The sequence below is a fragment of the Maricaulis alexandrii genome (assembly GCF_005871165.1).
GTDB classification, from domain to species: domain Bacteria; phylum Pseudomonadota; class Alphaproteobacteria; order Caulobacterales; family Maricaulaceae; genus Maricaulis; species Maricaulis alexandrii.
On record NZ_SWKP01000007.1, the window covers coordinates 154,487 to 180,504 of the forward strand.

Annotated in this window: 24 protein-coding genes; 14 read left to right on the plus strand and 10 right to left on the minus strand. The window is 64.5% G+C overall.

Annotation, left to right across the window (positions count from 1 at the left end; translation table 11 throughout):
- Positions 1-12 precede the first annotated feature (12 nt).
- Complete coding sequence (clpB, locus tag FCS99_RS09825; protein ID WP_138512017.1) at positions 13-2,625, minus strand: ATP-dependent chaperone ClpB; 2,613 nt, start codon at positions 2,623-2,625, stop codon at positions 13-15.
- A gap of 155 nt (positions 2,626-2,780) precedes the next feature.
- Between clpB and FCS99_RS09830 the strand changes: the two genes are divergently transcribed.
- Both FCS99_RS09830 and FCS99_RS09835 read left to right on the plus strand, forming a co-directional pair.
- Positions 2,781-3,539, plus strand: coding sequence for an MOSC domain-containing protein (locus FCS99_RS09830; RefSeq protein ID WP_138512019.1), 759 nt, complete (start codon positions 2,781-2,783; stop codon positions 3,537-3,539).
- 191 nt (positions 3,540-3,730) lie between these two features.
- On the plus strand, positions 3,731-5,113 hold the full coding sequence (locus tag FCS99_RS09835) for an MATE family efflux transporter (protein WP_233352743.1): 1,383 nt from the start codon (positions 3,731-3,733) through the stop codon (positions 5,111-5,113).
- Between the two features lie 64 nt (positions 5,114-5,177).
- Here the strand turns inward: FCS99_RS09835 and FCS99_RS16275 are convergent, their stop codons facing one another.
- The 4 genes from FCS99_RS16275 to FCS99_RS09855 all read right to left on the minus strand — a co-directional run bounded on the left by FCS99_RS16275 (position 5,178) and on the right by FCS99_RS09855 (position 8,555).
- Positions 5,178-5,849 carry a DUF4167 domain-containing protein gene (locus FCS99_RS16275; RefSeq protein ID WP_233352744.1) on the minus strand — a complete coding sequence of 224 codons (672 nt, stop codon included), beginning with the start codon at positions 5,847-5,849 and terminating at the stop codon, positions 5,178-5,180.
- A gap of 213 nt (positions 5,850-6,062) precedes the next feature.
- A complete protein-coding gene (prmC, locus tag FCS99_RS09845; RefSeq protein WP_233352746.1) occupies positions 6,063-7,013 on the minus strand; it encodes a peptide chain release factor N(5)-glutamine methyltransferase in 951 nt (316 codons plus the stop codon).
- 6 nt (positions 7,014-7,019) lie between these two features.
- Positions 7,020-8,090, minus strand: coding sequence for a peptide chain release factor 1 (gene prfA / locus FCS99_RS09850; RefSeq protein ID WP_138512021.1), 1,071 nt, complete (start codon positions 8,088-8,090; stop codon positions 7,020-7,022).
- Between the two features lie 48 nt (positions 8,091-8,138).
- Positions 8,139-8,555: an MAPEG family protein gene (locus FCS99_RS09855; protein ID WP_138512023.1), complete on the minus strand. Its 417-nt coding sequence runs from the start codon at positions 8,553-8,555 to the stop codon at positions 8,139-8,141.
- An 813-nt stretch (positions 8,556-9,368) separates the two neighbouring features.
- Between FCS99_RS09855 and FCS99_RS09860 the strand changes: the two genes are divergently transcribed.
- Positions 9,369-10,577: an LL-diaminopimelate aminotransferase gene (locus FCS99_RS09860; RefSeq protein ID WP_138512025.1), complete on the plus strand. Its 1,209-nt coding sequence runs from the start codon at positions 9,369-9,371 to the stop codon at positions 10,575-10,577.
- Positions 10,578-10,676: 99 nt separating this feature from the next.
- Here FCS99_RS09860 and FCS99_RS09865 read toward each other — a convergent pair whose 3' ends face one another.
- A complete protein-coding gene (locus FCS99_RS09865) occupies positions 10,677-11,249 on the minus strand; it encodes a YkvA family protein (protein ID WP_138512027.1) in 573 nt (190 codons plus the stop codon).
- A gap of 204 nt (positions 11,250-11,453) precedes the next feature.
- Between FCS99_RS09865 and FCS99_RS09870 the strand changes: the two genes are divergently transcribed.
- From FCS99_RS09870 to FCS99_RS09900, 7 genes are all read left to right on the plus strand, one after another.
- Positions 11,454-11,672 carry a hypothetical protein gene (locus FCS99_RS09870; RefSeq protein ID WP_138512029.1) on the plus strand — a complete coding sequence of 73 codons (219 nt, stop codon included), beginning with the start codon at positions 11,454-11,456 and terminating at the stop codon, positions 11,670-11,672.
- A 141-nt stretch (positions 11,673-11,813) separates the two neighbouring features.
- Positions 11,814-12,485: a DsbA family oxidoreductase gene (locus FCS99_RS09875; protein WP_138512031.1), complete on the plus strand. Its 672-nt coding sequence runs from the start codon at positions 11,814-11,816 to the stop codon at positions 12,483-12,485.
- A 25-nt stretch (positions 12,486-12,510) separates the two neighbouring features.
- Positions 12,511-12,903 (plus strand): MAPEG family protein, encoded by a 393-nt coding sequence (locus tag FCS99_RS09880; RefSeq protein WP_171036323.1) that lies wholly within the window; start codon positions 12,511-12,513, stop codon positions 12,901-12,903.
- 40 nt (positions 12,904-12,943) lie between these two features.
- The gene (locus FCS99_RS09885) at positions 12,944-14,305 is read left to right on the plus strand and encodes a TldD/PmbA family protein (protein WP_138512035.1); all 1,362 of its coding nucleotides are present in this window, start codon (positions 12,944-12,946) and stop codon (positions 14,303-14,305) included.
- Positions 14,306-14,334: 29 nt separating this feature from the next.
- Positions 14,335-14,589, plus strand: coding sequence for a DUF4170 domain-containing protein (locus FCS99_RS09890; RefSeq protein ID WP_138512037.1), 255 nt, complete (start codon positions 14,335-14,337; stop codon positions 14,587-14,589).
- 99 nt (positions 14,590-14,688) lie between these two features.
- On the plus strand, positions 14,689-16,356 hold the full coding sequence (locus tag FCS99_RS09895; protein WP_267899620.1) for an ABC transporter ATP-binding protein: 1,668 nt from the start codon (positions 14,689-14,691) through the stop codon (positions 16,354-16,356).
- A 105-nt stretch (positions 16,357-16,461) separates the two neighbouring features.
- Complete coding sequence (locus tag FCS99_RS09900; protein ID WP_138512041.1) at positions 16,462-18,366, plus strand: PAS domain-containing hybrid sensor histidine kinase/response regulator; 1,905 nt, start codon at positions 16,462-16,464, stop codon at positions 18,364-18,366.
- Between the two features lies 1 nt (position 18,367).
- On the opposite strand, the gene FCS99_RS09905 is transcribed toward FCS99_RS09900, so the two are convergent.
- On the minus strand, positions 18,368-19,966 hold the full coding sequence (locus FCS99_RS09905; protein WP_138512043.1) for an ATP-binding protein: 1,599 nt from the start codon (positions 19,964-19,966) through the stop codon (positions 18,368-18,370).
- Positions 19,967-20,105: 139 nt separating this feature from the next.
- A complete protein-coding gene (locus FCS99_RS09910; protein WP_233352748.1) occupies positions 20,106-20,771 on the minus strand; it encodes a fused DSP-PTPase phosphatase/NAD kinase-like protein in 666 nt (221 codons plus the stop codon).
- 100 nt (positions 20,772-20,871) lie between these two features.
- Here FCS99_RS09910 and FCS99_RS09915 point away from each other — a divergent pair, with 100 nt between their 5' ends.
- Genes FCS99_RS09915 through FCS99_RS09930 form a run of 4 tightly spaced genes read left to right on the plus strand, consistent with a single transcriptional unit; the run spans position 20,872 to position 24,859 of the window.
- A complete protein-coding gene (locus tag FCS99_RS09915) occupies positions 20,872-21,636 on the plus strand; it encodes a lysophospholipid acyltransferase family protein (RefSeq protein ID WP_138512045.1) in 765 nt (254 codons plus the stop codon).
- On the plus strand, positions 21,633-22,922 hold the full coding sequence (locus FCS99_RS09920; protein WP_138512047.1) for a 3-deoxy-D-manno-octulosonic acid transferase: 1,290 nt from the start codon (positions 21,633-21,635) through the stop codon (positions 22,920-22,922). Before FCS99_RS09915 ends, FCS99_RS09920 begins: the two co-directional genes overlap by 4 nt.
- Positions 22,919-23,929, plus strand: coding sequence for a tetraacyldisaccharide 4'-kinase (gene lpxK, locus FCS99_RS09925; protein ID WP_138512049.1), 1,011 nt, complete (start codon positions 22,919-22,921; stop codon positions 23,927-23,929). The genes FCS99_RS09920 and lpxK overlap by 4 nt, the downstream gene beginning before the upstream one ends.
- Positions 23,930-23,938: 9 nt before the next feature.
- Positions 23,939-24,859, plus strand: coding sequence for a lysophospholipid acyltransferase family protein (locus FCS99_RS09930; protein ID WP_138512051.1), 921 nt, complete (start codon positions 23,939-23,941; stop codon positions 24,857-24,859).
- A gap of 3 nt (positions 24,860-24,862) precedes the next feature.
- Here the strand turns inward: FCS99_RS09930 and FCS99_RS09935 are convergent, their stop codons facing one another.
- Both FCS99_RS09935 and FCS99_RS09940 read right to left on the minus strand, forming a co-directional pair.
- Complete coding sequence (locus FCS99_RS09935) at positions 24,863-25,738, minus strand: M23 family metallopeptidase (RefSeq protein WP_138512053.1); 876 nt, start codon at positions 25,736-25,738, stop codon at positions 24,863-24,865.
- Positions 25,735-25,965, minus strand: coding sequence for a DUF2093 domain-containing protein (locus FCS99_RS09940; protein ID WP_138512056.1), 231 nt, complete (start codon positions 25,963-25,965; stop codon positions 25,735-25,737). Before FCS99_RS09940 ends, FCS99_RS09935 begins: the two co-directional genes overlap by 4 nt.
- Positions 25,966-26,018: the final 53 nt, after the last annotated feature.

Sequence of the window (26,018 nt, forward strand, 5' to 3'; positions counted from 1 at the left end):
CGCCCCGTCTCATCAGTTCACGACGGCTTTCAGCGGTGGTTTCACACCCACCGGGACGCCGTTGACGGTCAGGACACCGGCCTCGGTGGAGACCTTGATCGTGTCGCCATCCTTGATGCCGCCTTCCAGCAGCAGCCGGGCCAACGGGTCCTGCAGCTCCTTCTGGATCACACGCTTGAGCGGGCGCGCGCCATAGGCCGGGTCGTACCCCTTGGCCGCGAGCCAGGCCTTGGCGCCCTCGTCCAGCTCGATCGTCATGCGGCGGTCTTCCAGCAGATGGGCGAGTCGCTGGATCTGGATGTCCACGATGGCGCCCATATGCTCCTGGGCGAGCTTGCGGAACAGGATGATCTCGTCGACCCGGTTGAGGAATTCCGGCCGGAAATGACCGCGCACTGCCGTCATCACGGCATCGCGGGCCTCCTCCGCATCATCCACCAATTGCAGATGCTCGGCCCCCAGATTGGAGGTCATGATGATGATCGTATTGCGGAAATCGACCGTTCGACCCTGCCCGTCCGTCAGACGGCCATCATCGAGAACCTGCAGCAGGACGTTGAAGACATCCGGGTGGGCCTTCTCGATCTCGTCGAACAGCACGACCTGGTAGGGCCGGCGGCGGACGCTTTCGGTCAGGGCCCCGCCCTCGTCATAGCCGACATAGCCCGGAGGCGCGCCGATCAGACGGGCGACGGAGTGTTTCTCCATGTATTCCGACATGTCCATGCGGGTGACCGCCGTCTCGTCGTCGAACAGGAATTCGGCGAGCGCCTTGGTCAGCTCTGTCTTGCCGACGCCGGTCGGACCCAGGAAGAGGAAGGAGCCGATCGGACGCGCCGGATCCTTCAGACCCGCACGAGCCCGTCGGACGGCATCCGACACCGCTTCCAGCGCTGCATCCTGGCCGACCACCCGCTTGTGCAGGCTGTCTTCCATGCGCAGCAGCTTGTCGCGTTCGCCTTCCAGCATCTTGTCGACGGGCACGCCGGTCCAGCGCGAGACGACATGGGCGATCTGCTCGTCATCGACGACTTCCTGCACCATTTGCCCGTCCGCGCCGTCGGCCTCGGCTTCCGCCTCGGCGAGTTTGCGCTCCAGCTCCGGCAGGCGGCCATACTTGATCTCGGACGCCCGGCCCAGATCGCCACGGCGTTCCGCATCGGCCAGTTCATTGCGGGCCTTGTCGAGCGCTTCCTTGATCGTGGTCGCGGAAGCCAGCTTGTCCTTCTCGGCGCGCCAGGTGGCGGTCAGCTCGGCCGACCGGCCTTCCAGCTCGGCGATCTCCTTTTCAAGCGTTTTCAGGCGCTCCTTGGAGGCATCGTCATTTTCCTTCTTGAGCGCTTCCGCCTCGATCTTCAGCTGGATGGCGCGGCGATCGATCTCGTCGAGCTCTTCCGGCTTGCTGTCGACCTGCATGCGCAGGCGCGAGGCGGCCTCGTCCATCAGGTCGATGGCCTTGTCCGGCAGGAAACGGTCGGTGATGTAACGGTTGGAGAGATTGGCCGCGGCGACAATGGCGCTGTCGGCAATGCGCACACCATGGTGCACTTCATATTTCTCCTTCAACCCGCGCAGGATGGAGACCGTGTCTTCCACCGTCGGCTCTTCCACCATGACCGGCTGAAAGCGACGGGCCAGGGCTGCGTCCTTCTCGACATGCTTGCGGTATTCATCCAGCGTCGTGGCACCGACACAGTGCAGCTCGCCGCGCGCCAGGGCCGGCTTCAGAAGGTTGGACGCATCCATCGCGCCATCCGTCTTGCCGGCACCGACAAGCGTGTGCATCTCGTCGATGAAGAGGATGATCTGGCCATTGGCCGATTGCACCTCGTTCAGCACGGATTTCAGGCGTTCCTCGAACTCGCCACGATATTTCGCCCCGGCGATCAGTGCGCCCATGTCCAGCGCCAGGAGGCGTTTTTCCTTCAGGCTTTCCGGCACATCGCCATTGACGATGCGCAGGGCCAGGCCTTCCGCGATGGCGGTCTTGCCGACGCCCGGCTCACCGATCAGGACGGGATTGTTCTTGGTGCGTCGGGACAGGACCTGGATGGCACGACGGATCTCCTCGTCGCGGCCGATCACCGGGTCGAGCTTGCCTTCGCGCGCCACCTCGGTCAGGTCGCGGGCATATTTCTTGAGCGCTTCATAACTGTCCTCGGCGGACTGGCTGTCGGCCGTGCGGCCCTGGCGCAGATCATTGATCGCCTTGTTCAAGTTCTGGGCGGTCACGCCGGAGGCCTTGAGCGCATCGGCGGCCTTGTTGCCCGAGGTCAGGCTGATCGCCTGCAGCAGGCGCTCGGCGGTAACATATTGATCGCCCGCACGTTTGGCGGCGTCCTCGGCGGCACCGAAAATCTTGGCCGTGTCCGGGGCGAGGTAAAGCTTGCCTTCGCCGCCTTCCACCTTGGGCAGGGCAGCCAGGGCCTGATCCACGGCGTCCTGGACCTGACGGATGCGGCCCCCGGCCGCTTCGATCAGATTGGCAGACAGGCCGGCATCATCATCCATCAGCGCCTTGAGCACATGCTCCGGCGCGAATTGCTGGTGGTTCGATTTCAGCGCCAGGCCCTGAGCGGCCTGGACAATGGACCGGGCCCGGTCCGTATAGGTTTCAAAATCCATGTCGATCTCCCGATTGTGGCGAGATAACGTGCCGGAAACCGCCTTCATCAAGCACGGCCAGCACGGCGTCTGACAGGCATGTAGGTGTGGCCTGCATGTCACACAAGTGGGCCAGCCGCGACATTCTGACCTGAGTTCGAGATTTATCCATACCCATGCCCCAGCTTACCGCCATTCACCGCTTCCCCGTCAAAGGCCTTGGCCCCGATCGCCTCGACTTCATTGAGGTTTCTGCCGGTCAGACCCTGCCGCATGACCGGGCCTGGGCGATCGAGAACGGACCTTCGCCCTTCGACCCGCAAGCCCCGGGCCATGTGAAGAAAAAGCACTTCCTGATGCTGGCCGGACAGGCGGAACTGGCGCGCGTGGCCTGCGCATTCGATGCGCATTCCTGTGAATTTCGCTGCAACTTCCCGGAAGGCAAGGCGATTTCCGTCACGCTGGACCGACCGGAGACGCACGCCCCGCTCTTCGCCCATCTGGAAGACCTGCTCGGCGAGCAGGTCCGCGGCCCGCTGCGGATGGTCCATGCCCCCGGCCAGGCCATGACGGACATTCCGCAAAAACAGATATCCCTCATCAATCTCGCCTCGGTGCGGGACCTGGAAGCAAAGACCGGCCACGCCATCGATCCGCTGCGCTTTCGCGGCAACCTCCTGATCGACGGCCTGCCGGCCTGGTCCGAAATTGCTTGGGTCGGACAGACGATCCGCGTCGGCGAGATCCGGATGCGGGCCGAAAGCCGGATCGGGCGGTGCGCCGCAACCAGCGTTAATCTGGACACCGGAGAACGCGACATCGATCTGCCCAAGGCATTGTTCGAGCATTACGGTCACACGCAGTGCGGTGTCTATCTGACCGTGCTGGACGCGGGTGAATTGCGCTGCGGCGACCCGGTTTCGCTTGACGCATGAGCGTTCCGGACCTAACCCGAACGCATGGGCTCCAGGGTGCCCGCCTCTCGCAGACATCTGTCCGGTGAAACCCGAAATTCCCGAATTGAAGAATTTCTGCACGGGCCACGGCAATGCGAGCCCCGTTTTCCGGTCCGTCGTGCAGATCGAACCGCCACCGGCCCCGCCGGTGCGAAATGTGGACGACTGACATGACACAGACCGACGGCCGGATGGCCGACTATACCCATGCGCCCATTGTGCCGCTTTTCTTCAAGACCGCCCTGCCCATCGTCTTCCTGATGAGTGTGAACGGGCTTTTCACTGTGGTGGACGCCATCTTCCTGGGCCTGTTCGTGGGCCCCGAAGCACTCGCCGGCGTGACGTTGATGTTCCCGCTGGTGATGATGTGTGTGGCCCTGGCCACCCTCGTTGCCAACGGGATGGCCAGCGTTCTGGCCCGTCAGCTGGGAGCAGGCGACCTGGCCGGGGCCCGCAAAAGCTTTGCGGGCGCCCACGGGCTGAGCGTACTGACCTGCCTGATCCTGGTCGCCCTCTTCCTGGCCGGGGGGCGTCCCCTCGTCGCACTGGCCGCCGACGGGTCCGAGGTACTGGCCCGCTACGGTTATCTGTATCTGATGATCACGGTGTTCACCGCGCCACTGGCCTTTGCCATCAGCCTGCAGACCACAGCGCTTCGGGTGGAGGGCTGGATCGGCTTCATGGCCGCGATGGGCGTGCTGGTCACCCTGGCCAACATGGCGCTCAACTATGTCCTGATCGGGCTTCTGGGCTGGGGCGTGGCCGGCTCCGCCATTGGCAGCGCCATTGCCCAGGCCATTGGTCTGGTTGTCATTCTGGGGCATCGCGCCCGCGGCCGGACCGATCTGCCCGCCTTCGCCCTGCCCTGGTCGGCCTGGCGGACAGGCTGGCCGTCCTTTCTCGCCCTGGGCGCACCGCAAAGCCTGTCCTTTCTGGGTTTGTCGCTGGGATCGGGCACGATCATCATCATGATCCAGACCACGGCAGGCGAGAATTACGACGTGGTCATTGCAGCCTACGGAATAGCCACGCGCCTGCTCTCCTTCAGCTTTCTGGGCATGATGGGAATGGCCCAGGCGCTTCAGGCCATTATCGGAAATAATTTCGGGGCCGGCCGTTATGACCGCGTTGCCGCCGCCCTGCGGCTGGGCGTCATCTGCGGTCTGGTCTATGCCGCAGGTGCCGAGCTGCTCTTCCATTACGGCGCCGCGATCCTGGCCGGACTGTTTGTCGATGATCCGGCCGTGATTGGCGAAGTGGCGCGCATCCTGCCCGTCATCGTGGCGGCCTATTTCCTGGCCGGTCCCGCAGTGATGATCTCGACGCATTTCCAGGCCATCGGTGATGCCCCGCGGGCCGCCATTCTCAGCCTGTCCCGGACCTATCTCTTCGCCATTCCCCTGACCTTCACCTTGCCCCTGATATTGGGCGAGTGGGGCGTGTGGTGGGCGGGTCCGACCGCCGAGATCCTGCTGGCCGGACTGGTTTTGCTGGTGCTGGCACAGACGGCCCGGCGCCGCGGCTACCGCTACGGACTGATCCCGGCCGGCTAGACACAAAAAAGGGACGGCGGGCTGAGCCGGCCGTCCCTGTTTTTGCCCATCCGGAGCGAAACGGTCAGGCCGCTTCGCTGTCGGAGTCGGACTTGCTGTCGCCGTCCTCGGAGGAACCGGCATTCTCCAGCGCGGCCTCGGCCGCAGCCTTGTCGGCGGCAATCTCCGCCTTGGTGCGGCGCGGACGGCGGGTCCGGCGGCGCGGCGCGTCCTCGTCGGAGCCCTCGGAGGCGCTCTCGGACGCATTGTCAGAGCTGGGCGCATCGCCCTCCGGCGTCACCACGCCGAGCGGATCTTCCTTGTCGGCATCCTGATTGCGCGGCTGGCGGCTTCGACCCCGGCCACGCTCGCCCCGGTCACCGCGGTCACCGCGGTCACCGCGATCATTGCGGTCCCGGCCACGACGGCCATTGCCCTGATTGTCACCGGAATTGTCTTCAGACGTCGTATCGCCGTCTTCATTCTCGCCGTTGGAATCAGCGTTTTCGCCATCATCCTGGTTCGGATCACGCTTGGGCTGATTGGCCTGGACGATCCGGTAATAGTGCTCGGCGTGCTGGTAGAGATTCTCTGCCCGCACCCGGTCACCGGCCGACGACGCATCGCGCGCCAGCTGCAGGTATTTGTCGTAAATCTGGGAGGCATTGCCCCGGATTTTCACTTCCGGACCATTGCTCTCATAGCTGCGATTAGCCGAATTCCCGGACTTACGCCCTCGACCGCGTTGACGCTTCATATCGCTATCCCTGTTTAAGCGATGCCTTGCTCAAAGCCATAGCCTTGCTGTGCATTGGCAGGTGCTAGCCTGTGCGCCTTGTACTTACGGGGATCATCAAATTGGCCGGATACGGACAGGTGGATTATCCGGCTGCGCGAGACCCCCGTGCTGGCGCGAACCACCTGTCTTGATGGGGACCCTAGACTCCCGCGCCGCGCATTCCAAGCCCTTTTAACTGTTGTATCCAATGACTACCCGGTCCTGCCCGGCCAGGTCGGCCATGACGCTCACCCCGTCCAGCCCTGTCTCACGCGCCAGGGCGGAAACCGCCTCGCCCTGGTCATAGCCGATTTCGCAGGCGAACAGCCCGCCCGGCCGCAAGAGGCGCATCAGGTCGGCGAGGATTTCGCGGTAGGCATCCAGCCCGCCCGCCCCGCCATCCAGCGCCAGGGCCGGTTCGAAATCGCGCACTTCCGGATCCAGGGTCTTCATGACTTCCGAGACGATATAGGGCGGGTTGGAGACCACGATATCAAAGCCCTGATCGGCCAGACCGCCGCCCCAGCGCCCTTCGGCAAATTGCGCCCGTCCGGTCAGGCCGCAGGCCTCGCCATTGCGGCGGGCCACGTCGAGCGCCGCCGGGGACAGGTCCACGCCGACCCCGCGCCAGTCCGGCCGCTCGCTCAGCAGCGCCAGCAGGATGGCGCCGGAACCGGTGCCCAGATCCAGCACGTCCAGCGCCCCGTCCGGCCGTGCCTTCAGGACGGCTTCAACCAGGGTTTCCGTATCGGCCCGCGGCGTCAGGACATCGCCGGTCACCTGAAGATCCAGCGTCCAGAAGGGCTGACTGCCCAGGACCTGGCTCAGGGGTTTGCGCGTCAGGCGCGCCCAGGCGAGATCGGCCAGATGGGCGATGCGCTGCCAGGACACCAGGGCCGGATTGGCCAGGGCCTGGCCCAGCGTCGCCGGCGCCAGGACATGGGTCAGGAGATGCCGGGTCTCGATCTCGGCTTCCTCAATGCCCGCCGCGCGCAGGCGCTGGACGAGATCGGTCCGGATCGCCGGCAGGTCGAGGCCGAGCCAGGCTTCACGCAGGGGCTTGCTCTCGGCATGGTCGAATTCCGCCCGGGCATCCCCGACCAGCTTGTCGAAAGGCCCCGTGCTGTCTGACGGCCCGGTCACGATGGATCACGCGTCTTCCAGCGCCGCCAGGCGGGCCGCCTGGTCTTCCGCGATCAGGGCCTGGATCACCTCGTCCAGCTCATCCCCGGCCACGATCTTGTCGAGATTGTAGAGGGTGAGATTGATGCGGTGATCGGAGACCCGGCCCTGCGGGTAATTATAGGTGCGGATGCGCTCGGACCGGTCGCCGGAGCCGATCTGGCCCTTGCGCTCGGCGGCGCGTTCGGCGGCCTCGGCCTCACGCTTCATGTCATAGAGCTTGGCCTTGAGGAGTTCCTGGGCGCGGGCGCGGTTCTGGTGCTGGGACTTTTCCGCACACACCACCATGATCCCGGTCGGCAGGTGCGTCATGCGCACGGCCGATTCCGTCTTGTTGACGTGCTGGCCACCGGCCCCGGAGGCGCGCATCGTGTCCACCCGGACCTCGCCCATGTCGAGATCGAAATCGACCTCTTCCGGCTGCGGCATGATCGCGACCGTGGCAGCAGAGGTATGGATGCGGCCTTGGCTTTCCGTCGCCGGAACGCGCTGCACCCGGTGCACGCCGCTTTCAAACTTCAAACGGCCGAACACGCCATTGCCCGACACGGCGGCGATGACTTCCTTGTATCCGCCATGCTCCCCCTCGGAGGCGGAGACCAGTTCCCAGCTCCAGCCCTGCAGCTGGGCATAGCGCTGATACATGCCATAGAGATCGCCCGCGAACAGGGCGGCCTCGTCCCCGCCGGTTCCGGCGCGGATCTCGACCAGGGCGTTGGCGCTGTCATCCTTGTCCTTGGGCAGGAGAAGGAGCGACATTTCGTGCTCGAGGTCCGGCAGGCGTTCCTTGAGCGCGTAATATTCCTCGCGCGCCATGTCCGCCATTTCGGCGTCACCGCCCTCCATCATCTCGGCGAGATCCTCCAGCTCCTGGCGCGCGGCTTTCAGCTCATTGGCCTTTTCGGCCACGGGCTTCAGCTCCGCGTGTTCCTTGGAGAGTTTGACGATTTCATCGGGATCGCCAGCGGCGCCCAGGCGGGCTTCCACCTGTTCGAACCGGTCGATGACCTGGGAGAGTCGGGCTTCGGGTGCGTGCATGGGCTTCGGTTAGCACCAAGCGGGAGCGAAGAAAATCCTGACGGGCTGTTACAGCAGCGCCAGACCGTTGCGCACGGCCATCACGATCAGCACGACCGAGCCCAACATGAAGACCAGAAAGCGCACCGGCACGAAGTTCCACAAGGCCTGGATCAGGGAGTGGGCAATCCGCAGGCCGACATAGGCCCAGGCCAGCATCACCATCAGCCCGTCGCCGACACCCACGAGATGGGAATAGACGCACAGCGCATAGAAGATCACCGGCTGTTCGTGCAGGTGATTGTAATTGTCCGCGATCCGCTTGACCTCGATGGGCAGCCCGTCGAGCTCGCCCTTCTGCTGGATCTTGGTCGCATCAATGCCCGCCTTCTGCATCGCCGGCAGGCGCGTGGCATACATCCACAGCCACATCACCAGCGTCCAGCCGACCATCGCCAGAACCGGCGTCATCACGGATTGAAACATCTTGATCTCCCCTTTTGGCGGGAGATTAGAGGGGTTTGACGAAGAGAGGAATGGCTCATGGCGCGGGGCGTCTGTCTTCCCCATGGAATGGGGAAGTGGGCCGGTGCGCAGCGCCGGGTCGAAGGGGCAGCGCGAAGCGCCGAATGACCGGCTCCGCCGGCCCCTCCGTCCCTGCGGGACACCTCCCCATGCAATGGGGAGAAAAAGGGAAACACCCCTCCTCGCCGACAAGGCCCTAGAACAGGACAAGCTTGTCATCCCGGCCACCCGCTTTCGCGGGCGCAGGCTTTCGCCCCGCGAAAGCGGGGCATAGAGCCGGGACCTATCGTGCCACTGGGCGAAAATGGGTCCCTGATCTGCGCCCGGCTCAAGGCCGGGCATCCGTCAGGGATGACAAGGAGAATCAGATGAGCAGCCTCCTTCCCCTTGATGGGGAAGGTGCCCGGCGCATGCCGGGCGGAAGGGGTGAAAGCGCAAAGCGCTTCCTCACTCTTTGAGAGTTCCCACTCCACCGCGCATCAAGGGCGAGGAGAAGAAATCCTTCTCCCCGGGGTGAAGGTGCCCCGAAGGGGCGGATGAGGGGGGACGGCGAGGTCTTCGCGATTGCCGGCGAGCACCGGGATTTCCCCCTCTCCCGGCGCTTACGCGCCACCCTCTCCCCGAGGGAGAGGGAGTGGACGCTGGCCCCAGCCCACGCGAACGCACCCCCAAACGCCCCAATTCCGCCTTCCTGCATCCGAAATGACACCAAACTCTGCCCCTAGCCTCTTGAAGCTGGGCCGTCAGCGTGCGTAAGTGGGAGATAATTCGAGCATGCCGGATCAAACGATGGAATTTCACCGCACCAAGCGCCTGCCGCCCTACGTTTTCGAAGAAGTGAACCGCCTGAAGGCCGAATTGCGGGCTGATGGGGCGGACATCATTGATTTCGGCATGGGCAATCCGGACCTGCCGACGCCGCAGCACATCCTGGACAAGCTCAAGGACACGACGGACAAGCCGCGCACCAATGGCTATTCCGCCTCGCGCGGCATTCCCGGACTGCGCCGCGCCCAGTCGCGCTATTACAAGCGCCGCTTTGATGTCGAACTGGACCCGGACAGCGAAGTCATTGTCACGCTGGGCTCCAAGGAAGGCTTTGCCAATCTGGCCCAGGCCATCACCGCGCCGGGCGATGTCATTCTGGCGCCCTCGCCCTCCTACCCGATCCACACTTTCGGCTTCCTGATTGCCGGCGGCACGATCCGCCATGTCGCGGCACCCTCGCCGGAGGAATATCTGCGCGGACTGGAATATGCGGTGCGCCACACCGTGCCCAAACCGATCGCGGTCGTGGTCTGCTATCCCTCCAATCCGACGGCACAGACGGCGACGCTGGACTATTACAAAAAGGTCGTCGCCTTCGCGGAAGCGCATGATCTCCTGATCCTGTCGGACCTGGCCTATTCGGAAATCTATTTCGGCGACGAGCCGACCCCGTCCATGCTGCAGGTCGAGGGTGCCAAGGACCGCACGATCGAGTTCACCTCGATGTCCAAGACCTATTCCATGGCCGGCTTCCGGGTCGGCTTTGCCTGCGGTTCCCCCAAACTGGTCAGCGCACTGGCCCGGGTGAAATCCTATCTCGACTACGGCGCCTACACGCCGGTCCAGGTGGCCGCCTGTGCGGCGCTGGACGGTCCGCAGGACTGTGTCGACGAGACCCGCCGCATCTACAAGCACCGCCGCGATGTCCTGGTGGAAAGCTTCGGTCGTGCCGGCTGGGAAATTCCCTCGCCGGAAGCCTCCATGTTCGCCTGGGCGCCGCTGCCGGAAGGCTGCGAGGAAATGGGTTCGCTGGAATTCTCGATCCAGCTGATGAAGGAGGCCGGCGTCGCGGTCGCTCCGGGCATCGGTTTTGGCGAGCATGGCGAGGGCTTTGTCCGTCTCGCCCTGGTGGAGAATGAGCAGCGCATCCGCCAGGCCGCCCGCGGCGTGGCGGATTTCCTGAAATCCCGCCGGCCCGCCCTGCGCGCGGTCTGAGCAAGTCGGCATTCCGGGCCACCATCCCTCCGGCCCAAAGCAAGGCGCCTCCCCGGTTTCCCGGAGAGGCGCTTTTCTTTTCGGCTCTGGATGTCCGCCCTAGAAATAGTGGCGGATCGTGGTCGAGTGCGGCCATTTCGCGCCGGCCTTGGAGCGCAGACGGCGGCGGCGCATGCGGGACTGCATGACATTGCGCGCCTCATCCAGGCTCGGCAGATCGGCGGCCGGCTCGGACTTCAGCTCTTCGCGGTGCGCCACGAAGTCGGCATAGGCTTCCAGTTCCGCGGACAGGCTGGCGGCGACGAGATCGATCATGATCGCGTCATCGACATAGCCCAGCACCGGAGTGTGGTCCGGGATCAGATCTTCCGGGTCGGCGAAATAGGCCAGGGCATCGATCACCGATTTGCGGTCATCGCCTTCCAGCTTCCAGTCCTTGTCTTCCAGCATGCCCAGCATCGGGCCGAGCTGGTCGAGACGCTTGGTGACGAAAGCCGGCGGATTGGATTTGCGGGCCTTCTCCAGCATGTCCGCGACACCGGCCAGAATCCGGCTTTCATCCGCCGCTCCCAGGGATTCGCGCGCCTCGTCGAGACGAGTGCGGAAGAAGTCGAGATCAGCTTCGGACAGCTCGAATTCGACTTTCAGGGTCGGTTGGTTGGTCGTGGTCATTTTGGATCAGGCACCTTCATTGGCCGTTGAACAATGATGACTGTGTCCCACACCCGCCGGTCAGCCGGTAGCGGGAACAGGATCGGGCCGGTCCCGGGGGACAGGCCCCGGACGGGTTCCGGTCTGGTTGTCCGGTAAGAGGAGCTTAACCCTTCGCGCAACTTCCTCTCACGCGCAAGCCTCACGCGCGATAACCTCCGCGCCATGAATGTCGCTTTCAACACCGCTGCGAACAGCATGATTGCCGCTCAGAACCAGGCCCATGAGGCCGGGGCTCAGATGGTGCGTCATGCCGCCCAGGGCCAGGATATCATCCAGCCCGCCGTGGCCATCATCAAGGCCGAGAAGACGCATGCCGCGTCGGCAGCCGTGATGCAGACGGTCAGCGACATGACGGACAGGCTGCTGGACATCAAGGTCTAGCCCTACCGAACGGTCGGTGGATGGCCGGTGGGCGTCATCCCCCAGTCGATGTCTCCATTGGCGTGTTGAAGCGACATGGGGGATGACGATCCCGCCACCGACCCCCTCGCTTTTGACCCCGAATGGGCTTACCTGAAGCCCATGTCTGATAAGATTTCCGTTGATATCGTCGCCGATCTGGTCTGCCCCTGGTGCTGGCTCGGCAAGCGCAATTGGGACCAGGCCGTGGCGCAAGTGCCCGAGGTCAAGGTGGAGACCGTCTGGCGGCCCTACCAGCTGGACCCGACCATTGCCCGCACCGGCCAGCCCTATTCCGATTACATGAAAGCCAAATTCTCCGGCGAGGCGACCGAGCGCTGGAAACAGATGCGCGCCTATCTGGAAGAGGCCGCCCCCGGCGCCGGCATCCAGTTCAATTTCGACGCCATTCCCGTCCGCCCCAACACGCTCAATGCGCACCGTGTGATGAAATGGGCCGGCGGCCAGGGCCAGGCGGATGCCGCCGCAGAGGCGCTGTTCAAGGCCTTTTTCCAGGACAGCCGCGATATCGGCGATCCGGCCGTGCTCACCGAGATCGCCGGTGAAGCCGGGCTCGACACGGCCATTGTCGGCGACCTGCTCGCCTCCGACCGGGACGAGAAAGCCGTTTGGGAGGAAGAGGTTTTCTTCCGCAAGCTCGGCGTTTCCGGCGTTCCGACCTATATTTTCAACGGACGCTTTGCCGTATCGGGCGCCCAGGAACCGGCCGTGCTCGCCGATGCCATCCGCCAGGCCGTCCAGGAACCGGCCGAGGCGGACGACAAGGACGCCTGATCATCTGCCCGTGAAAGGGGACATCATGACTGCAATGCAAGCTGTCGCGCTCTATGCCGGCCTCAACACACTGCTCCTGCTGGGCCTCGCCCTCAATGTGTCCCGCATTCGCCGGCGCGAGAAGATCAGCCTGGGCACGGGCAGTCACACCCTGCTGGAGCGCGCCGTGCGCGCACATGCCAACGGCATCGAGAATGTCGCTCTCGGCCTGGTCTGTCTCTGGCTGCTGGCAACCCTGGGACTGGAGCCGATCTGGGTCCATGTGCTCGGCTTCGCCCTCACCTTCGGACGCGTCTTCTACAGCTATGGCCTGCTGACCAAGCCGGGCCCCAGTTTCGGCCGCATTACCGGCACGGGCCTGACCTGGGCCATGCTGCTGGCCAGCGCACTGCTTCTGATTGCCCGCGCCTTCACCTGAATGATTGCCCCGGTGCGGGCCGCAACGCTATAGCCATGCCATGACCCAAGCCCAATCCGCACCCGATTCCGCCCGCCTGCAAGAGATTGCCGGCGACCTGATCCAGCGCGCCATCAAGGCCGGTGCCGATGCCGCCGAGGCCTCGGTCGGCGAGTCCCGCCAGACCGAGCTGTCGGTGCGCGACGGCAATCTGGAGGATATCGAGCGCTCGGAGAGCCTGGATGCCGGGGTCCGCGTGTTTGTCGGCCAGCGCCAGGCCGGTGTTGCCTTCTCCGACCTGTCAGACCAGGGCCGCCAATTCACCATCGAGCGCGCCGTCGCGATGGCCAAGGCGGCGCCGGAAGATCCCTATGCCGCCCTCGCCGACCCGGCCCGCATGTGCCAGGACCCGCCGGTGCTGAACCTGTTCGAGGCGGTGGAGTGGACCCCGGAAGAACTGGAAGCCAAGGCGATCGCCGTCGAGAAGGCCGCCCGGGCGATCGAAGGCGTGACCATGACGGACACGGCCTTCGCCTCCTACGGCCAGGGCGCCGCCGCCTATGCCACCACGACCGGTTTCAATGCCGGCTGGCGCAAGAGCTATTTCGGCTATGGCGCCAGCGTGATCGCCGGCAAGGACGGCGCCATGGAGCGCGATTATGCCGCCACCGCTGCGCGCCGGACGGCTGATCTGAAATCCATTGACGAGATCGGCACCGAGGCCGGCGAACGCACGGCCCGCCGCGTCGGTCCCCAGAAAATCGCCAGCGGCACCATGCCGGTCATCTTCGACCGCCGCGTCTCGACCGCCTTCCTGAGCGCGCTCAGCGGCGCGATCAGCGGCCCGGCCGTGGCGCGCGGCGTCTCTTTCCTGCGCGACAAGATGGGTGAGAAAGTCTTCGCCGACGGCATCACCATCCTGGACGATCCGCACCGCGACTGGGGCCATGCCTCCTGCCCGTTTGATGGCGAGGGCACGGTCAACCAGGCCCGCGAGATCATTTCCGACGGTCGTCTGACCAGCTGGTTCCTCAACTCCTCCGCCGCCCGGCAGCTGGATCTGGAACCGACCGGCCATGCCCGCCGCAATATGGGCGGACCGCCCGGCGCCGGCCCGACCAATCTGCACCTCGCCGCCGGCACGGTCAGCCGCGACGACCTGATTTCCGGCGCGGGTGAAGGCTTGCTGGTGACGGAAATGTTCGGCCCCTCCCTCAACGCCAATACCGGCGACTGGTCGGTCGGCGTGTCCGGCTACCGGATCACGGGCGGAAAAATCGACCATCCGGTCAGCGAGGTCACCGTGGCCGGAAACCTGATCGATATTTTTGCAAAACTTGTCCCGGCGAGCGATCTGGAGTTTAGAGGCGCCGTTAACGCCCCCAGCGTATGCGTTGACGCGATTTCGGTTGGCGGTCTGTAACCGGACCCCATTGCTGCAGGAAGACTGACATGAGCGATAGCACCACCCATATCAACAACCAGCTCCTCCACCTCGTCATCGGTGGCGAACTGGTCTGTGTTGACCCGAAGAATTGCGAGTTCAAGGACCTCAAGGCGGTCGATTTCGTCGGCGCCTACGGCACCTATGAAGACGCCCGCAAGGCCTGGAAGAATGCGGCCCAGCGCACGGTCGACAACGCCCATATGCGCTATTTCATCATCCACGCACACAAACTGCTCGATCCGTCCGCGGACAAGCACTAGGCCAGTCTCCTGAGTTCGGACACCCCCTCTTCCTCAACCTGGCAGCTGGGCCGTCGGCTGTGGCGCGACGGCCTGTCCCGGCATCGCGGCCTGGTCGGTCTGGCCGTACTCCTGTCGGCGGTGACGGCAGGGGCCGCGGCCTCCTATGTGGGCGTGGTCGGCCATGTGTTCGACACGCTGGAAGGCGGGATGGAAACCTTCTCCTGGGTCGGGCCGCTGGCGATTGTCGCCCTGGCCCTGATCCGCTCGGCCAGCCTCTACCTGCAGACGGTCCAGACCAACCGGCTCGCCCTGACGGTGATGCAGGACCTGCAGAACGCCATGTTCGCCAAACTGGTCCGCGCCGACTTCACCCGGCTGCAGAACGAGGCGGTCGGCTCACTGGTCTCCCGCTTCACCAATGACATCACGCTTCTGCGTGAAACCCTGATCCGCCTGACCAACAATCTCCTGCGGGACATTCTCCAGGTGATCGCCACGATTGGCTGGATGCTGTGGCTGGACTGGATGCTGACCCTGCTCATCCTGGTCGTCTATCCGGTCGCCGCCTGGCCCGTGATCCGCATCGGCCAGCGCCTGCGCAAGACCTCCAACAAGGCCCAGTCGCAAATGGGCGAAGTGACCAGCCAGCTGGAAGAGAGCTTCTCCGGCACGCGCATGATCAAGACCTACGGTCTGGAAGCGTTCGAGACCCGTCGTGCCGGGAAGGCCTTTGCCGACCGGTTCGCCTTCCTCTTCCGCATTGCCGAGAACAAGGCCCGCGTCGATCCGATCCTGGAAGCCGTGGGCGGGCTGGCCCTGTCCATTCTCATCCTGGTCGCCGGCTGGCGCCTGATGGCGGGCGAAAGCTCGATCGGTGACCTGATGGGCGTGCTCACCGGTGTCGCCCTTCTGGCCTCCCCGATCCGCGCCATCGGCACGCTCAACGCGGTCGTGCAGGAAGGCTTTGCGGTCCTGGAACGCGTGTTTGCGGTGCTCGACGAACCGGACACGATCACAGCGGCGCTCGACGCGCCCGATCTCCAGGTGTCTCAGGGTGCGGTCGTCTTCGACCAGGTGGGTTTCGCCTATCCGGACGGCACGGCCGCCCTGAAAACCGTGTCACTGGAAGTGCAGCCGGGCCAGACCGTGGCCCTGGTCGGCCCGTCCGGCTCGGGCAAGTCGACCATCCTCAATCTCCTGCCACGCCTCTACGACCCGCAATCGGGGTCGGTCACGATCGATGGGCAGGATATTCGCAGCGTCTCCATCGCCTCCCTGCGCCGCGCCATGGCCTTGGTCAGCCAGGATGTCACCCTGTTCGATGACACGGTGCGCGCCAATATCGGATTCGGCGATCTGGAGGCCGATGAGGCCGCCATCATCGCGGCGGCCAAGGCAGCCGATGCGCACGACTTCATCATGAAACTGCCCGGTGGCTATGACGCCCCGGTCGGACCGCGCGGCAGCAATTTGTCCGGTGGCCAGCGCCAGCGCCTCTCCATCGCCCGCGCCATTCTCAAGAATGCGCCTGTCCTTCTGCTCGATGAAGCGACCTCCGCCCTCGACACAGAGAGCGAACGCCGGGTGCAAGCTGCCCTGGAACGCCTGTCGGAAGGCCGCACCTGTCTGGTGATCGCCCACCGTCTCTCCACCGTGCGCAATGCCGACTGGATCTATGTGCTCGAAGACGGTCAGGTCCGCGAGCAGGGGCGTCATGATGATCTGGTCGCCGAGGACGGGCTCTATGCCCGGCTCTGCCGCATGCAGTTCGGCGCGGAAGGCTGAGCCATTCTCCCATCCGGCTGGACCCGGGGTCCGAGCTGTCGCAAACTGCCACAACAAGCTCAACAAGACTGGCTCCGGCCGATCCCCAATCCAGATCCGCAGACGATGAATTCGACGACATCCGATTTCGAACTCTTTTTCGAAACCGCCCCCGACCTTCTCTGTATCATGGCGCCCGACATGACATTCCAGCGGGTCAATCAGGCCTGGACGACCACGCTCGGCTGGAACCGCGAGGACCTGGAGGGAAAGCTCTACACGGACTTTCTTCACCCCGATGATGTCAATGAGACCAGGAGCGCGTCTGCAGAACTGGAAGAGGGCCAGAACCGGATCACCGTCACCAATCGATACCGGACCCGGGCCGGCGGTTATGCCACACTGGCCTGGAGTTCAGCCTCCAAGCAATCGGACGGTCGGATCTATGCCATTGCCCGTGACGTAACTCGCGACCGGGTGAATGCCCGCGAGCTTGAGGATATTCTAACCGGCACCAATGCCGGCACCTGGCGTTGGAATGTCGCCACCGGCGAAACCGTCTTCAACGAGCGTTGGGCCGAGATTATCGGCTATTCGCTGGAGGAGATCAGCCCGACCACGATCGACACCTGGATGAGCTTCGCACATCCCGATGACCTGGCGGAAAGCGAGCGCCGTTTGACTGCGCATTTCTCCGGAGACAGCCCCTTCTACGAATGTGAAGCCCGCATGAAACACAAGGACGGGCATTGGGTCTGGGTGCTGGACCTGGGGCGCGTGGCGACCTGGCTGCCGGATGGTTCACCGGAATGGGTCTCGGGCACCCATATTGATATCACGGCCCGAAAAATGGCCGAACAGGCGCTCGAGGAGGCCCGCGAGGCCGCGGATTCCGCCAACCGCGCCAAATCCCAGTTCCTGGCCAATATGAGCCACGAAATCCGGACCCCGATCAATGGCGTACTCGGTATGGCCCATCTGCTCGGTCACACCGCGCTGGATAGCAAACAACGCCAGTATCTCGACATCCTCCAAGTGTCCGGGAAATCCCTGCTCGACATTATCGAGGACGTGCTGGATGTCTCGCGCATCGAAGCCGGATTGCTCAAACTCACCCCTCGCCCCTTCAGGCCCCGCGATCTGTTCGACCGGGCCGTGGGAGCGGTTCAGGGCGCGGCGCAGGCCAAGGGTCTGGCCCTGACCCAAGAGATCGACTTCAACGCCATGCCGGACTGGGTCCTGGGTGATGAAGTCCGGCTGCGCCAGATTGTCGTGAATCTGCTGGGGAATGCCGTGAAGTTCACGCCAGCTGGTGACGTCCGCCTGACCGCGCGCTGGTCAGACAATCGTTTGCGTGTGGATGTCACGGATACCGGCCCCGGTGTTCCGGAAGAAAAACGAGACAGTATCTTCGACCGCTTCAGCCAGGCTTCGGAAGGGATCACGAAACAGGTTGAGGGAAGCGGTCTGGGCCTGGCCATCTGCAAGGACATTGCCGCACTGTCTGGCGGCGATGTCGGACTGGCAGATCCGCAACCGGCCCAGGGGGCTCACTTCTGGATGGACATCGCCCTGCCAGCCTCAACGGAAGCGGGAGACGAAGACGGGTTATCCTTCGCCGGCCGGCCGGCGGATCTGTCGGGCCTGAAGCTTCTGGTCGTCGAGGACAACACGGTCAATCGGCGCGTTTTCACAACCTCACTGGCCGCCGCAGGCGCCTCTGTCAGCGAGGTCGAAGACGGCAAGCAGGCCCTGAAAGCGCTGTCCGCGGGGCGAGAGTTTGATGCCGTGGTCATGGACCTTCACATGCCGGAACTGTCGGGTGTGGACGTTCTGGAGGCCCTGCCGGAAACGCTGGGGGATCTGGCCGACCGCCTGCCCGTCATCATGGTCACCGCGGATGTAACCGCTGATGCACGCACCGCACTCATGGACCGCGGTGCGTACTGCGTCCTGACCAAGCCGATTGATCCGGACGCCTTGTCGAACACGGTGAGAAAAGCCGTCGCCGCCCGCCACGCCGCGACTTGATCTATTCTGCAGCGATCTCCGCTGCGCGGGCATCCGCCGGCAGGGTCACAGAGAATATGGCGCCCGCTCCCGGGGCACTTTCGACCCCGATTTCACCGCCCATCAACTCGGTCAGCTTGTGCGCCAGGGCCAGCCCCAAACCAGTCCCGCCGCATTTGCGCTGCAACACGGCTTCGGCCTGACTGAAGGGCATGAAGGCTTTGGCGATCATGTCCTGGTCCATGCCGATCCCTGTATCGGACACTTCGAACACCAGGGCACGGGACCCATCCGCCTGCTGGCGCGCCAGACAGCGCACCCGCACATCGCCGCGATCGGTGAACTTCACCGCATTGGACAACAGATTGGACAGGATCTGGCGAACCCGCATCGGGTCCCCGTAAGCCGTCATGTCGGCACACGGGTCCACATCAATATGGAATTGCAGCCCTTTCTCGATGGCCTTCATCCGGTAGGGACCGGCCACCGTGCGCACGATCTCGGAAGGATTGAACTCGCCGGTCTCGATCTCGAACCGGCCGGACTCGACATTGGCCAGGTCGAGAATATCGTTCAGGATGTCCAGCAAGGCCTGGCCCGAGGCCTCGATCAGCCCGACCATTTCGCGCTGGGACTCTTCCAGCTCGGTGGCCTGCAACAGGCTGGACATGCCCAGCACACCATTCAGCGGCGTGCGGACTTCATGGCTCATCGTCGCCAGGAATTTCGACTTGGCCCGGCTGGCCTCGGTGGCCTGCTGCCGCGCCTCCACCAAGTCATGGATATCGGTCAGCGCCCCGACAACCCGGGTCGCATCACCGTCCGGCGAGCGGACGGCTTCGCCGCGCAGGCGGAACCAGCGGTGCTGGCCGCCCACAATCCGCAGCCGGACGGTCAGGTCCAAGGGTCGCCCGCTCTTGAAATGCGTGGTGAGAGAGGCGGTGAAGCGGCCCTTGTCGTCATCATGGATGAGCGCCAGGAAATGGCTGGACGGCGCCGTGAAATCGCGCGGCTGATAGCCCAGCAATTCGCGTCCGCGGGGTGAGACATAGATCTGGTCGGTTTCGAGGCACCAGTCGATGATGCCGTCGGACGTCCCCTTCACGGCCAGCGCCGCGCGGTCGCCGGATTCCAGGGCCAGGATCTCGCCGGTCAGGCGGCGGCGGTAATGATTGAACACGCCCAGCAATTCATCGCCGATATTGACCGGCCGGTTGAAGGTCGCGCCGACAATGCCGACGGTCTGGGCGCCGTTGAACAGGGGCAGGCCGACATAAGCTTCCACGCCGGCTTCGGACAGGATGAAATCCTTGGAGAAGCGCGCCGAGAGATTGCTCTCATGGATCGTCGCGCCATTCTCGATCGTCTCGCCGCAGGGCGTGCCGCGAAGGTCATAGCTGTAGTTTTCGGCGACAACGCCATTGGAGGACACACGCAGGGTGCGGATCCGGGAATTGGTGGCGTCGATCCGTCCGATGAAGACGCTGTCAGCGGCAAAAATCTCGGCCGTATGTTTCACGAAAGCCTGGAGAAAGGCCGGACCGCACTCGCGCGACAACAGGAAATTGAGACGGTTCAACCGCTCCTGTGTGACATCGGCTCGAATGGCGAGATCCGGCATATTCCCCTCCAGCGCTCAACCGGTCCGCCCGGTCTTCCAACGTGGTTAACGGGTCTTAATGTGCCGCAAAGCTGTGGACAGAGTCGTCATATCTGATGAATCCCCGCGGATTCACTGCTCATAAAGAATCAGGCGCGCGCTATTCCCGGCGCAGCACGCGCTCGGTCAGGAAGCTGCCCCACCAGCTCGCCATGAAGGAGGCCTGGACGGCCTCGCGGTCGTAGACGGTCTCCACCCAGTCCATGAATCCGATCGGCGTGGTTTCATTGTACTGGCGATAGGTCTCGAAGAAGTGGTCCAGCACGCCGGTCTTGCCGGCTTTCACATGGAGATATTTCAGGGAGAGGTGCCGGATCGCCTCTTCATAGGGAAGGCCCAGCTTGGTCAGGGCATACAAGACCGAGATGATCCCGGCCCGGTCCGCGCCGGACTTGCAATGGATCAGGGCCGGATAGGCGATCTCGTCGAAAATCTTCACTGCCCGCTGCATGCGGTCGACATGGGGGGCCTCACGCGAGCCAAAGGGCATGTCGATCATCACCAGACCCAGACGCTCGCAGGCATCCTTTTCCAGATCGTAATAACAGACGCCCGGCTGGGTGCCGCGAATGTTGAGGATCGTCTTGAACCCCTGTTCCGCCAGCGCTTCAAGGCGCTGCGGCGAGGGCTGGTTCGACCGCCACATGCCGCCGCCGACCTCGTGCATGTTGTGGAATTTCTGGCGCAGGATGCCATGGTCCTTCCACAGGAAATCCTGCCAGGCACGTTCGCGGTCTTTGGGGTCATTCAGATCGTAGGGCATCATCAGGCTTTCTGGTTCGTGGGCGCATTTAGGCTGACCAGCCGTTCAAAGCAACCGCGCCCCATGCTTGACCTTTTTGCCTGTGGAGGCGAGCAAGTCATTCATGTTGAAACGCCTGCTCTCCCGGCCCTGGGCCCAGGAAGTCGTTGCCTTCCTCGTCCTCCTCTATGTCGAGGGGGTCCGCCGCTCGATCCGCTGGGAGGTGCGCAATGGCCATCACGTCCAGAATGTCTGGGACAATCGCCTGCCCCTGATCGGCTGTATCTGGCATGGCCGGGTGCTGATGGCGCTGGAAGCCTGGAACCAGCAATATGACCGCATGGTCGCCCTTGCCTCCCGCTCCCGCGAAGGCGAGATCGGGGCCCGGTTTGCGCGCTGGTACAAGGTCGGCCTGGTGCGCGGCTCCTCGCACAACCCCGCCAAGCCGGAAAAGAACAAGGGTGGCCAGACCGCCTACCGGACCATGCTGCGCCATCTGGAAGGCGGCGGGTGCGGCGCCATCACGCCGGATGGTCCGCGCGGTCCGAACATGCGCGCCGGGTCCGGTGCCGTCCGGCTGGCGCGGGATACCGGTGTGCCGGTCTATCCGGTGACCTGGTCGACCCGCGGCAAGTGGATCCTGAACCGGGCCTGGGACAAGCACTGCCTGCCGCATTTCTTCACCCGCGGCGTCATCATCTGGGGCGAGCCCATCCATGTCGCGCCCGATGCCGGTCCGGAAGAGATCGAAGCGGCGCGGGCACAGCTGGAAGCCGAGCTCAACCGTATCACGCGCGAAGCCGATGAAGCCGTCGGCGCCGAGGTCATCCTGCCGGACGAGAAGCATCGCCCCGGCACCGGCCCGGGGTCGGCCGGAGATGCGGCGTGAGCCTGCCACCGGCTCTGACCTGGTATCGTGGCCTGACCCGCCTGGCCGCGCCCGTCGCGCCTGCCCTGCTCCAAAAACGCGCCCGCAAGGGCAAGGAAGATCCCGACCGCCGTCATGAGCGCCTGGGCCAGCCCGCGCGCGAACGGCCACAGGGCCGTCTGATCTGGCTGCACGGGGCCAGTGTCGGCGAAAGCCTGGTCCTGGCCAGCCTGGTGGATGCGCTGGCCGCGCGGCATGAAGACCTCCACTTCATGGTCACCACCGGAACGGTGACGTCTGCGCGCATGCTCGCCGAACGCCTGCCGGAGCGGGCTTTCCACCAATTCATTCCCGTCGACACGCCCGCTGCCGTGCGCCGCTTCCTGGATCACTGGCGGCCGGACCTGGCCGTGTTTGCCGAAAGCGAGCTCTGGCCGAACCTGATCGTGGAGACCTCACGTCGCGGCACCCCGCTGGCGCTGATCAATGCCCGCATGAATGAGCGCTCGATCCGCTCCTGGCGCCGCCGTCCCGATACGGCCCGCTGGCTGCTTGGCCAATTCGCCTGGATCGGGGCTGCCGACACCCGCACCCGCGACGGGCTGGAAGATCTCACCGGCTATCATGTGACCCTGGCCGGAAACCTGAAACTGGAAGCCCGCCGGGCCGCTCCCGATCCGGACCAACTCGCCCGGTTCCAAGCGGCGCTGGATGGCCGGCCGGTCTGGCTGGCCGCCTCCACCCACCCGGGTGAGGACGAGATCGTGCTGGATGCCCATGCGCGCCTGCTCGAACAATCCCCCGGCGCATTGCTGATCCTCGCCCCACGGCACCCGGAACGGGCCGGCAAGATCGTCCGCCTGATCGAAGCTCGTGGCCTGTCGGTTTGGCAGCGCTCGAAGGACGCGAACGCGCCGGACAACGACTGCCAGGTCTGGCTGACCGACACGCTGGGCGAGATGGGTTTCTGGTTTGCGCTCGCCCCGGCCTCGCTGATCGCCGGCTCGCTGGTGCCGGATATCGGCGGTCACAACCCGGTGGAAGCCAGCCAGGCCGGTTCCAGCGTCATTTCAGGTCCGTTCCGATCCAGTTTTGATGACCTTTATACCGCCTACCAGGCCCATTCTGCCCTCATCGAGGTTGAAAACGAGTCCGGTCTCAGTGCGGCCGTGATGCAGATCTGGTCCGGTCAGGGACCGGATCCGTCCGCATCGCAGGCTGCCCTCGCCGCAGCCTCCGGCGGCGCGATGGCAAAAACGATCACCGCCCTGGAAACCCTGCTGCACAGCGCGGAGGCGACCTCATGAGGGAGCCGGTCTTCTGGCGCACCGATGCTGGCCGGTCTTCCGGCGCGATGGTGCGGGCCCTGCTGAGCCCGCTGGGTCATCTCTATGCCTGGACCGTGGCCCGCCGCATCCGGACTACCGTGCCGGAAAAGGTCGGAATTCCCGTTATTTGCGTCGGCAATCTCACTGTGGGCGGGGTTGGCAAGACGCCGATTGTCCTCACCCTGCTGCAGCGCCTGACCGAGATGGGCCAGAGCCCGGCTGCCCTGTCGCGTGGCTATGGTGGCAAGCTGGCCGGACCGGTCCGCGTCGATCCGGATATCCATACAGCTGCCGAGTGCGGTGACGAACCGCTTCTCCTGACCGGCAAGGCCCCAGCCTGGATCAGCCGTGACCGCCCCGCCGGGGCCAGAGCGGCTGAGGAATCAGGGGCTTCCGTCATCGTCATGGATGATGGCCACCAGAATCCCAGCCTCGGCAAGGACGCCTCCATCATCGTGGTGGACGGCCGCGCCGGCTGGGGTCCGGGCACGCTTTTCCCCGCCGGACCCTTGCGGGAACCGGTCGCGACCGGGCTGGCCCGCGCCGATGCGGTCATCGTGATGATGCCGGACGGGGAAACTCCGCCGGATTACAGGGCTTTGGGTCTGGAGGATCTGGAAATCCCGGTCTTCCATGCCTGGCTCGCTCCGACCGCCCCGCCGCCCGAGGGCAAACTGGTCGCCTTTGCCGGGATCGGCCGGCCGCAGAAATTCTTCGACGCCCTGATCGCCAAAGGCGCGGATCTGGCAGAAGTCGCAGATTTTCCTGACCATCACCCCTGGAGCCCAGGCGATCTGCAGCGCCTGGAAGCGCTGGCCGCCGCCCATGATGCGCGCCTGGTCACCACGGAAAAGGACTGGGTCCGCCTGCCCGCCGAAGCCCGTTCCTCCATCTTGTCCTGGCCTGTCGAAGCCCGTTTCGCCAACCCAGCCGCCCTGGACGGTCTATTGCGGGACATCATGGACGCCGCCCGGGAAGCCCGGTAAATCGCGTTCATGATCGAGGCCCAACGCAATGCATCCTTCCTGACCCGGCTGGGCTGGCGGCTCGAAGCCACGGCCTGGGACGCCTATACCGCCTGGTACAAGGTGAAGGGGATCGACAAGGCCTCCGATGCGGCCGGTGCGCTTCTGCGCAAGCTCGGCCCGATGATGCCGACCCACCAGATTGCCCGGATCAACATGCAGCGCTGTTTCCCCGAAGCCGCCGATGTCGAGATCGACCGACTGCTGGGCGCGATGTGGGAGAATTTCGGCCGGCTTGCCGGCGAGATGCCGCATCTGGGCGTGTTCGCCGGCCCGGAATTCGAGGAACGCGTTGAATTCATTGGCCGCGAACGGCTGGAGCAGGCGCGGGACCAGGGCCAGCCCCTGGTCATCATCGCGATGCACCAGGCCAATTGGGAGATCGCGGCGGCCGCGATCAGCCAGACCGGCCTGCCCTGCCGCATCACCTATCGTCCGGCCAATAATGTCCTGATCGACCAGCGCATTTCGGACATGCGCGAGGGCTATGGCGTGAAGGCGCTGACGGCCAAGGGCGGCGATGGCGCCAAACAGCTCATGCAGGCGCTCAAGGCCGGCGAGAGCGTGGCCCTGATGAACGATCAGAAGATGAATGACGGGGTGGAAGCACCCTTCTTCGGCCATCCGGCGATGACGGCGCCCGGCCCCACGCGCCTCGCCATGCGCCATGGCTGCCCGCTGGTGCCGCTCTCCGTGCGTCGCATGGGCGGGGCCCGTTTCCGGGTCGAGATCCATGACCCGATCGAGCTGTCCACCAATCCGGACAAGTCCGCCGCGATCGTCGAGACCGTGACCCGGATCAATCAATGGGTGGAAAGCGAAATCCGCAAGGCCCCGGAACAATGGTTCTGGGTGCACCGCCGCTGGGCGAAGGACGTCTACAAGGGCTGAAAGTCAGTCCTGAAGGGATGACAGGTCCAGCTCCAGCATCATCGCCGGGTCGACATAGAAGGTGTCATTGATCTTCACGCGCCAGTCCAGGTGCGGTCCCGTGGCGCGGCCACCGGCTCCGATCTCACCGATCAGATCGCCCTGTTCCACCATCTCGCCTTCGCTGACATGCACGGCGCTCATGTGCAGGAACATGCTGACCAGGCCCTGGCCGTGGTCGAGGAAGACCAGACCGCCTTCGTAATACATGTCGTCTTCGGCCAGGATGATACGGCCACTCGCCGGAGCCACGACCGGCGTGCCGGTCTCATTGGCCCAGTCCAGCCCCCAGTGGGGATTGCCTTCATGGCCGTTATTGTAGACGCGGGCCGAGCCATAGACACCCGTCGTGATGCCTTCGGACGGACGGATGAAACCGTCCAGGAAGCCCTGACCGTCCCAGCGCGTGGCCAGCGAGGCCCGCTTCTGCGCGTATTCGCGCTGACGGCGCGGCAGCGTGCTCTCGTCCGGCGTCACGGTGGCCTGGGGCACACCATCGACATGCTGCAGCCGGTATTCGCGCTGTTCGATCGACCAGTCCTCGAAAACATGCCCGGCCTGATCAGGCGCGGTGACGGAGAAGGTCAGCGTTTCGGGGGCATCCCGGACAATACCCAGCACGGCGAACCCGTCAGCATCCGCCGTGGTCGTCAGCTCACCCAGCCGGATTTCCGAACCCGGGGCATAGCGGCAAATCAAAAGCGCGCCTTCACGACGCTCGCCGACACACCCCTCGACCGGCGCAGGTGCCGTCGTTTCGCTGGCCTGGATCAGATCCCCGATCGGGTCCGCCGTTTCACCGACCGATTGCAGGGCGAGAGCGAGGGCCAGCGCGATCATTGGCCCGGACCTGCATTCAGATCGAGCCAGCGCTGCTTGGCGGCCAGAGCATCGCGATAGGCTTCCTGCTCATCCACATTCCAGTAGCGCAGCTCGGCCAGGCCGATCTTGTCGCCCGTCACGGCGCAGGTCACATAGGCCCCGCCCTTGAGGATGATGAAATCGCTATCGCCATACTCGAGTATGGCCTCGCCCTGGAACTCTTTGTCGAAGGTGAAATCACTCATGAGGCCGATCTAGCATGACCCCGGCCAAAGGGGGAGGCCCTGCCTGATCAAAT

Coding starts and splice junctions, on each gene's coding strand:
- prfA (WP_138512021.1), bottom strand. CDS start 8,090: ATGCACGCACCCGAAGCCCGACTCTCCCAGGTCATCGACCGGTTCGAA.
- FCS99_RS09885 (WP_138512035.1), top strand. CDS start 12,944: ATGACCCAAGCCCAATCCGCACCCGATTCCGCCCGCCTGCAAGAGATT.
- FCS99_RS09915 (WP_138512045.1), top strand. CDS start 20,872: ATGTTGAAACGCCTGCTCTCCCGGCCCTGGGCCCAGGAAGTCGTTGCC.
- FCS99_RS09930 (WP_138512051.1), top strand. CDS start 23,939: ATGATCGAGGCCCAACGCAATGCATCCTTCCTGACCCGGCTGGGCTGG.
- FCS99_RS09940 (WP_138512056.1), bottom strand. CDS start 25,965: ATGAGTGATTTCACCTTCGACAAAGAGTTCCAGGGCGAGGCCATACTC.
- FCS99_RS09905 (WP_138512043.1), bottom strand. CDS start 19,966: ATGCCGGATCTCGCCATTCGAGCCGATGTCACACAGGAGCGGTTGAAC.
- lpxK (WP_138512049.1), top strand. CDS start 22,919: ATGAGGGAGCCGGTCTTCTGGCGCACCGATGCTGGCCGGTCTTCCGGC.
- FCS99_RS09855 (WP_138512023.1), bottom strand. CDS start 8,555: ATGTTTCAATCCGTGATGACGCCGGTTCTGGCGATGGTCGGCTGGACG.
- FCS99_RS09835 (WP_233352743.1), top strand. CDS start 3,731: ATGACACAGACCGACGGCCGGATGGCCGACTATACCCATGCGCCCATT.
- FCS99_RS09875 (WP_138512031.1), top strand. CDS start 11,814: ATGTCTGATAAGATTTCCGTTGATATCGTCGCCGATCTGGTCTGCCCC.
- FCS99_RS09890 (WP_138512037.1), top strand. CDS start 14,335: ATGAGCGATAGCACCACCCATATCAACAACCAGCTCCTCCACCTCGTC.
- FCS99_RS09935 (WP_138512053.1), bottom strand. CDS start 25,738: ATGATCGCGCTGGCCCTCGCTCTCGCCCTGCAATCGGTCGGTGAAACG.
- FCS99_RS09860 (WP_138512025.1), top strand. CDS start 9,369: ATGCCGGATCAAACGATGGAATTTCACCGCACCAAGCGCCTGCCGCCC.
- FCS99_RS09900 (WP_138512041.1), top strand. CDS start 16,462: ATGAATTCGACGACATCCGATTTCGAACTCTTTTTCGAAACCGCCCCC.
- FCS99_RS09865 (WP_138512027.1), bottom strand. CDS start 11,249: ATGACCACGACCAACCAACCGACCCTGAAAGTCGAATTCGAGCTGTCC.
- FCS99_RS09880 (WP_171036323.1), top strand. CDS start 12,511: ATGACTGCAATGCAAGCTGTCGCGCTCTATGCCGGCCTCAACACACTG.
- FCS99_RS09910 (WP_233352748.1), bottom strand. CDS start 20,771: ATGATGCCCTACGATCTGAATGACCCCAAAGACCGCGAACGTGCCTGG.
- FCS99_RS09870 (WP_138512029.1), top strand. CDS start 11,454: ATGAATGTCGCTTTCAACACCGCTGCGAACAGCATGATTGCCGCTCAG.
- FCS99_RS09830 (WP_138512019.1), top strand. CDS start 2,781: ATGCCCCAGCTTACCGCCATTCACCGCTTCCCCGTCAAAGGCCTTGGC.
- FCS99_RS16275 (WP_233352744.1), bottom strand. CDS start 5,849: ATGAAGCGTCAACGCGGTCGAGGGCGTAAGTCCGGGAATTCGGCTAAT.
- clpB (WP_138512017.1), bottom strand. CDS start 2,625: ATGGATTTTGAAACCTATACGGACCGGGCCCGGTCCATTGTCCAGGCC.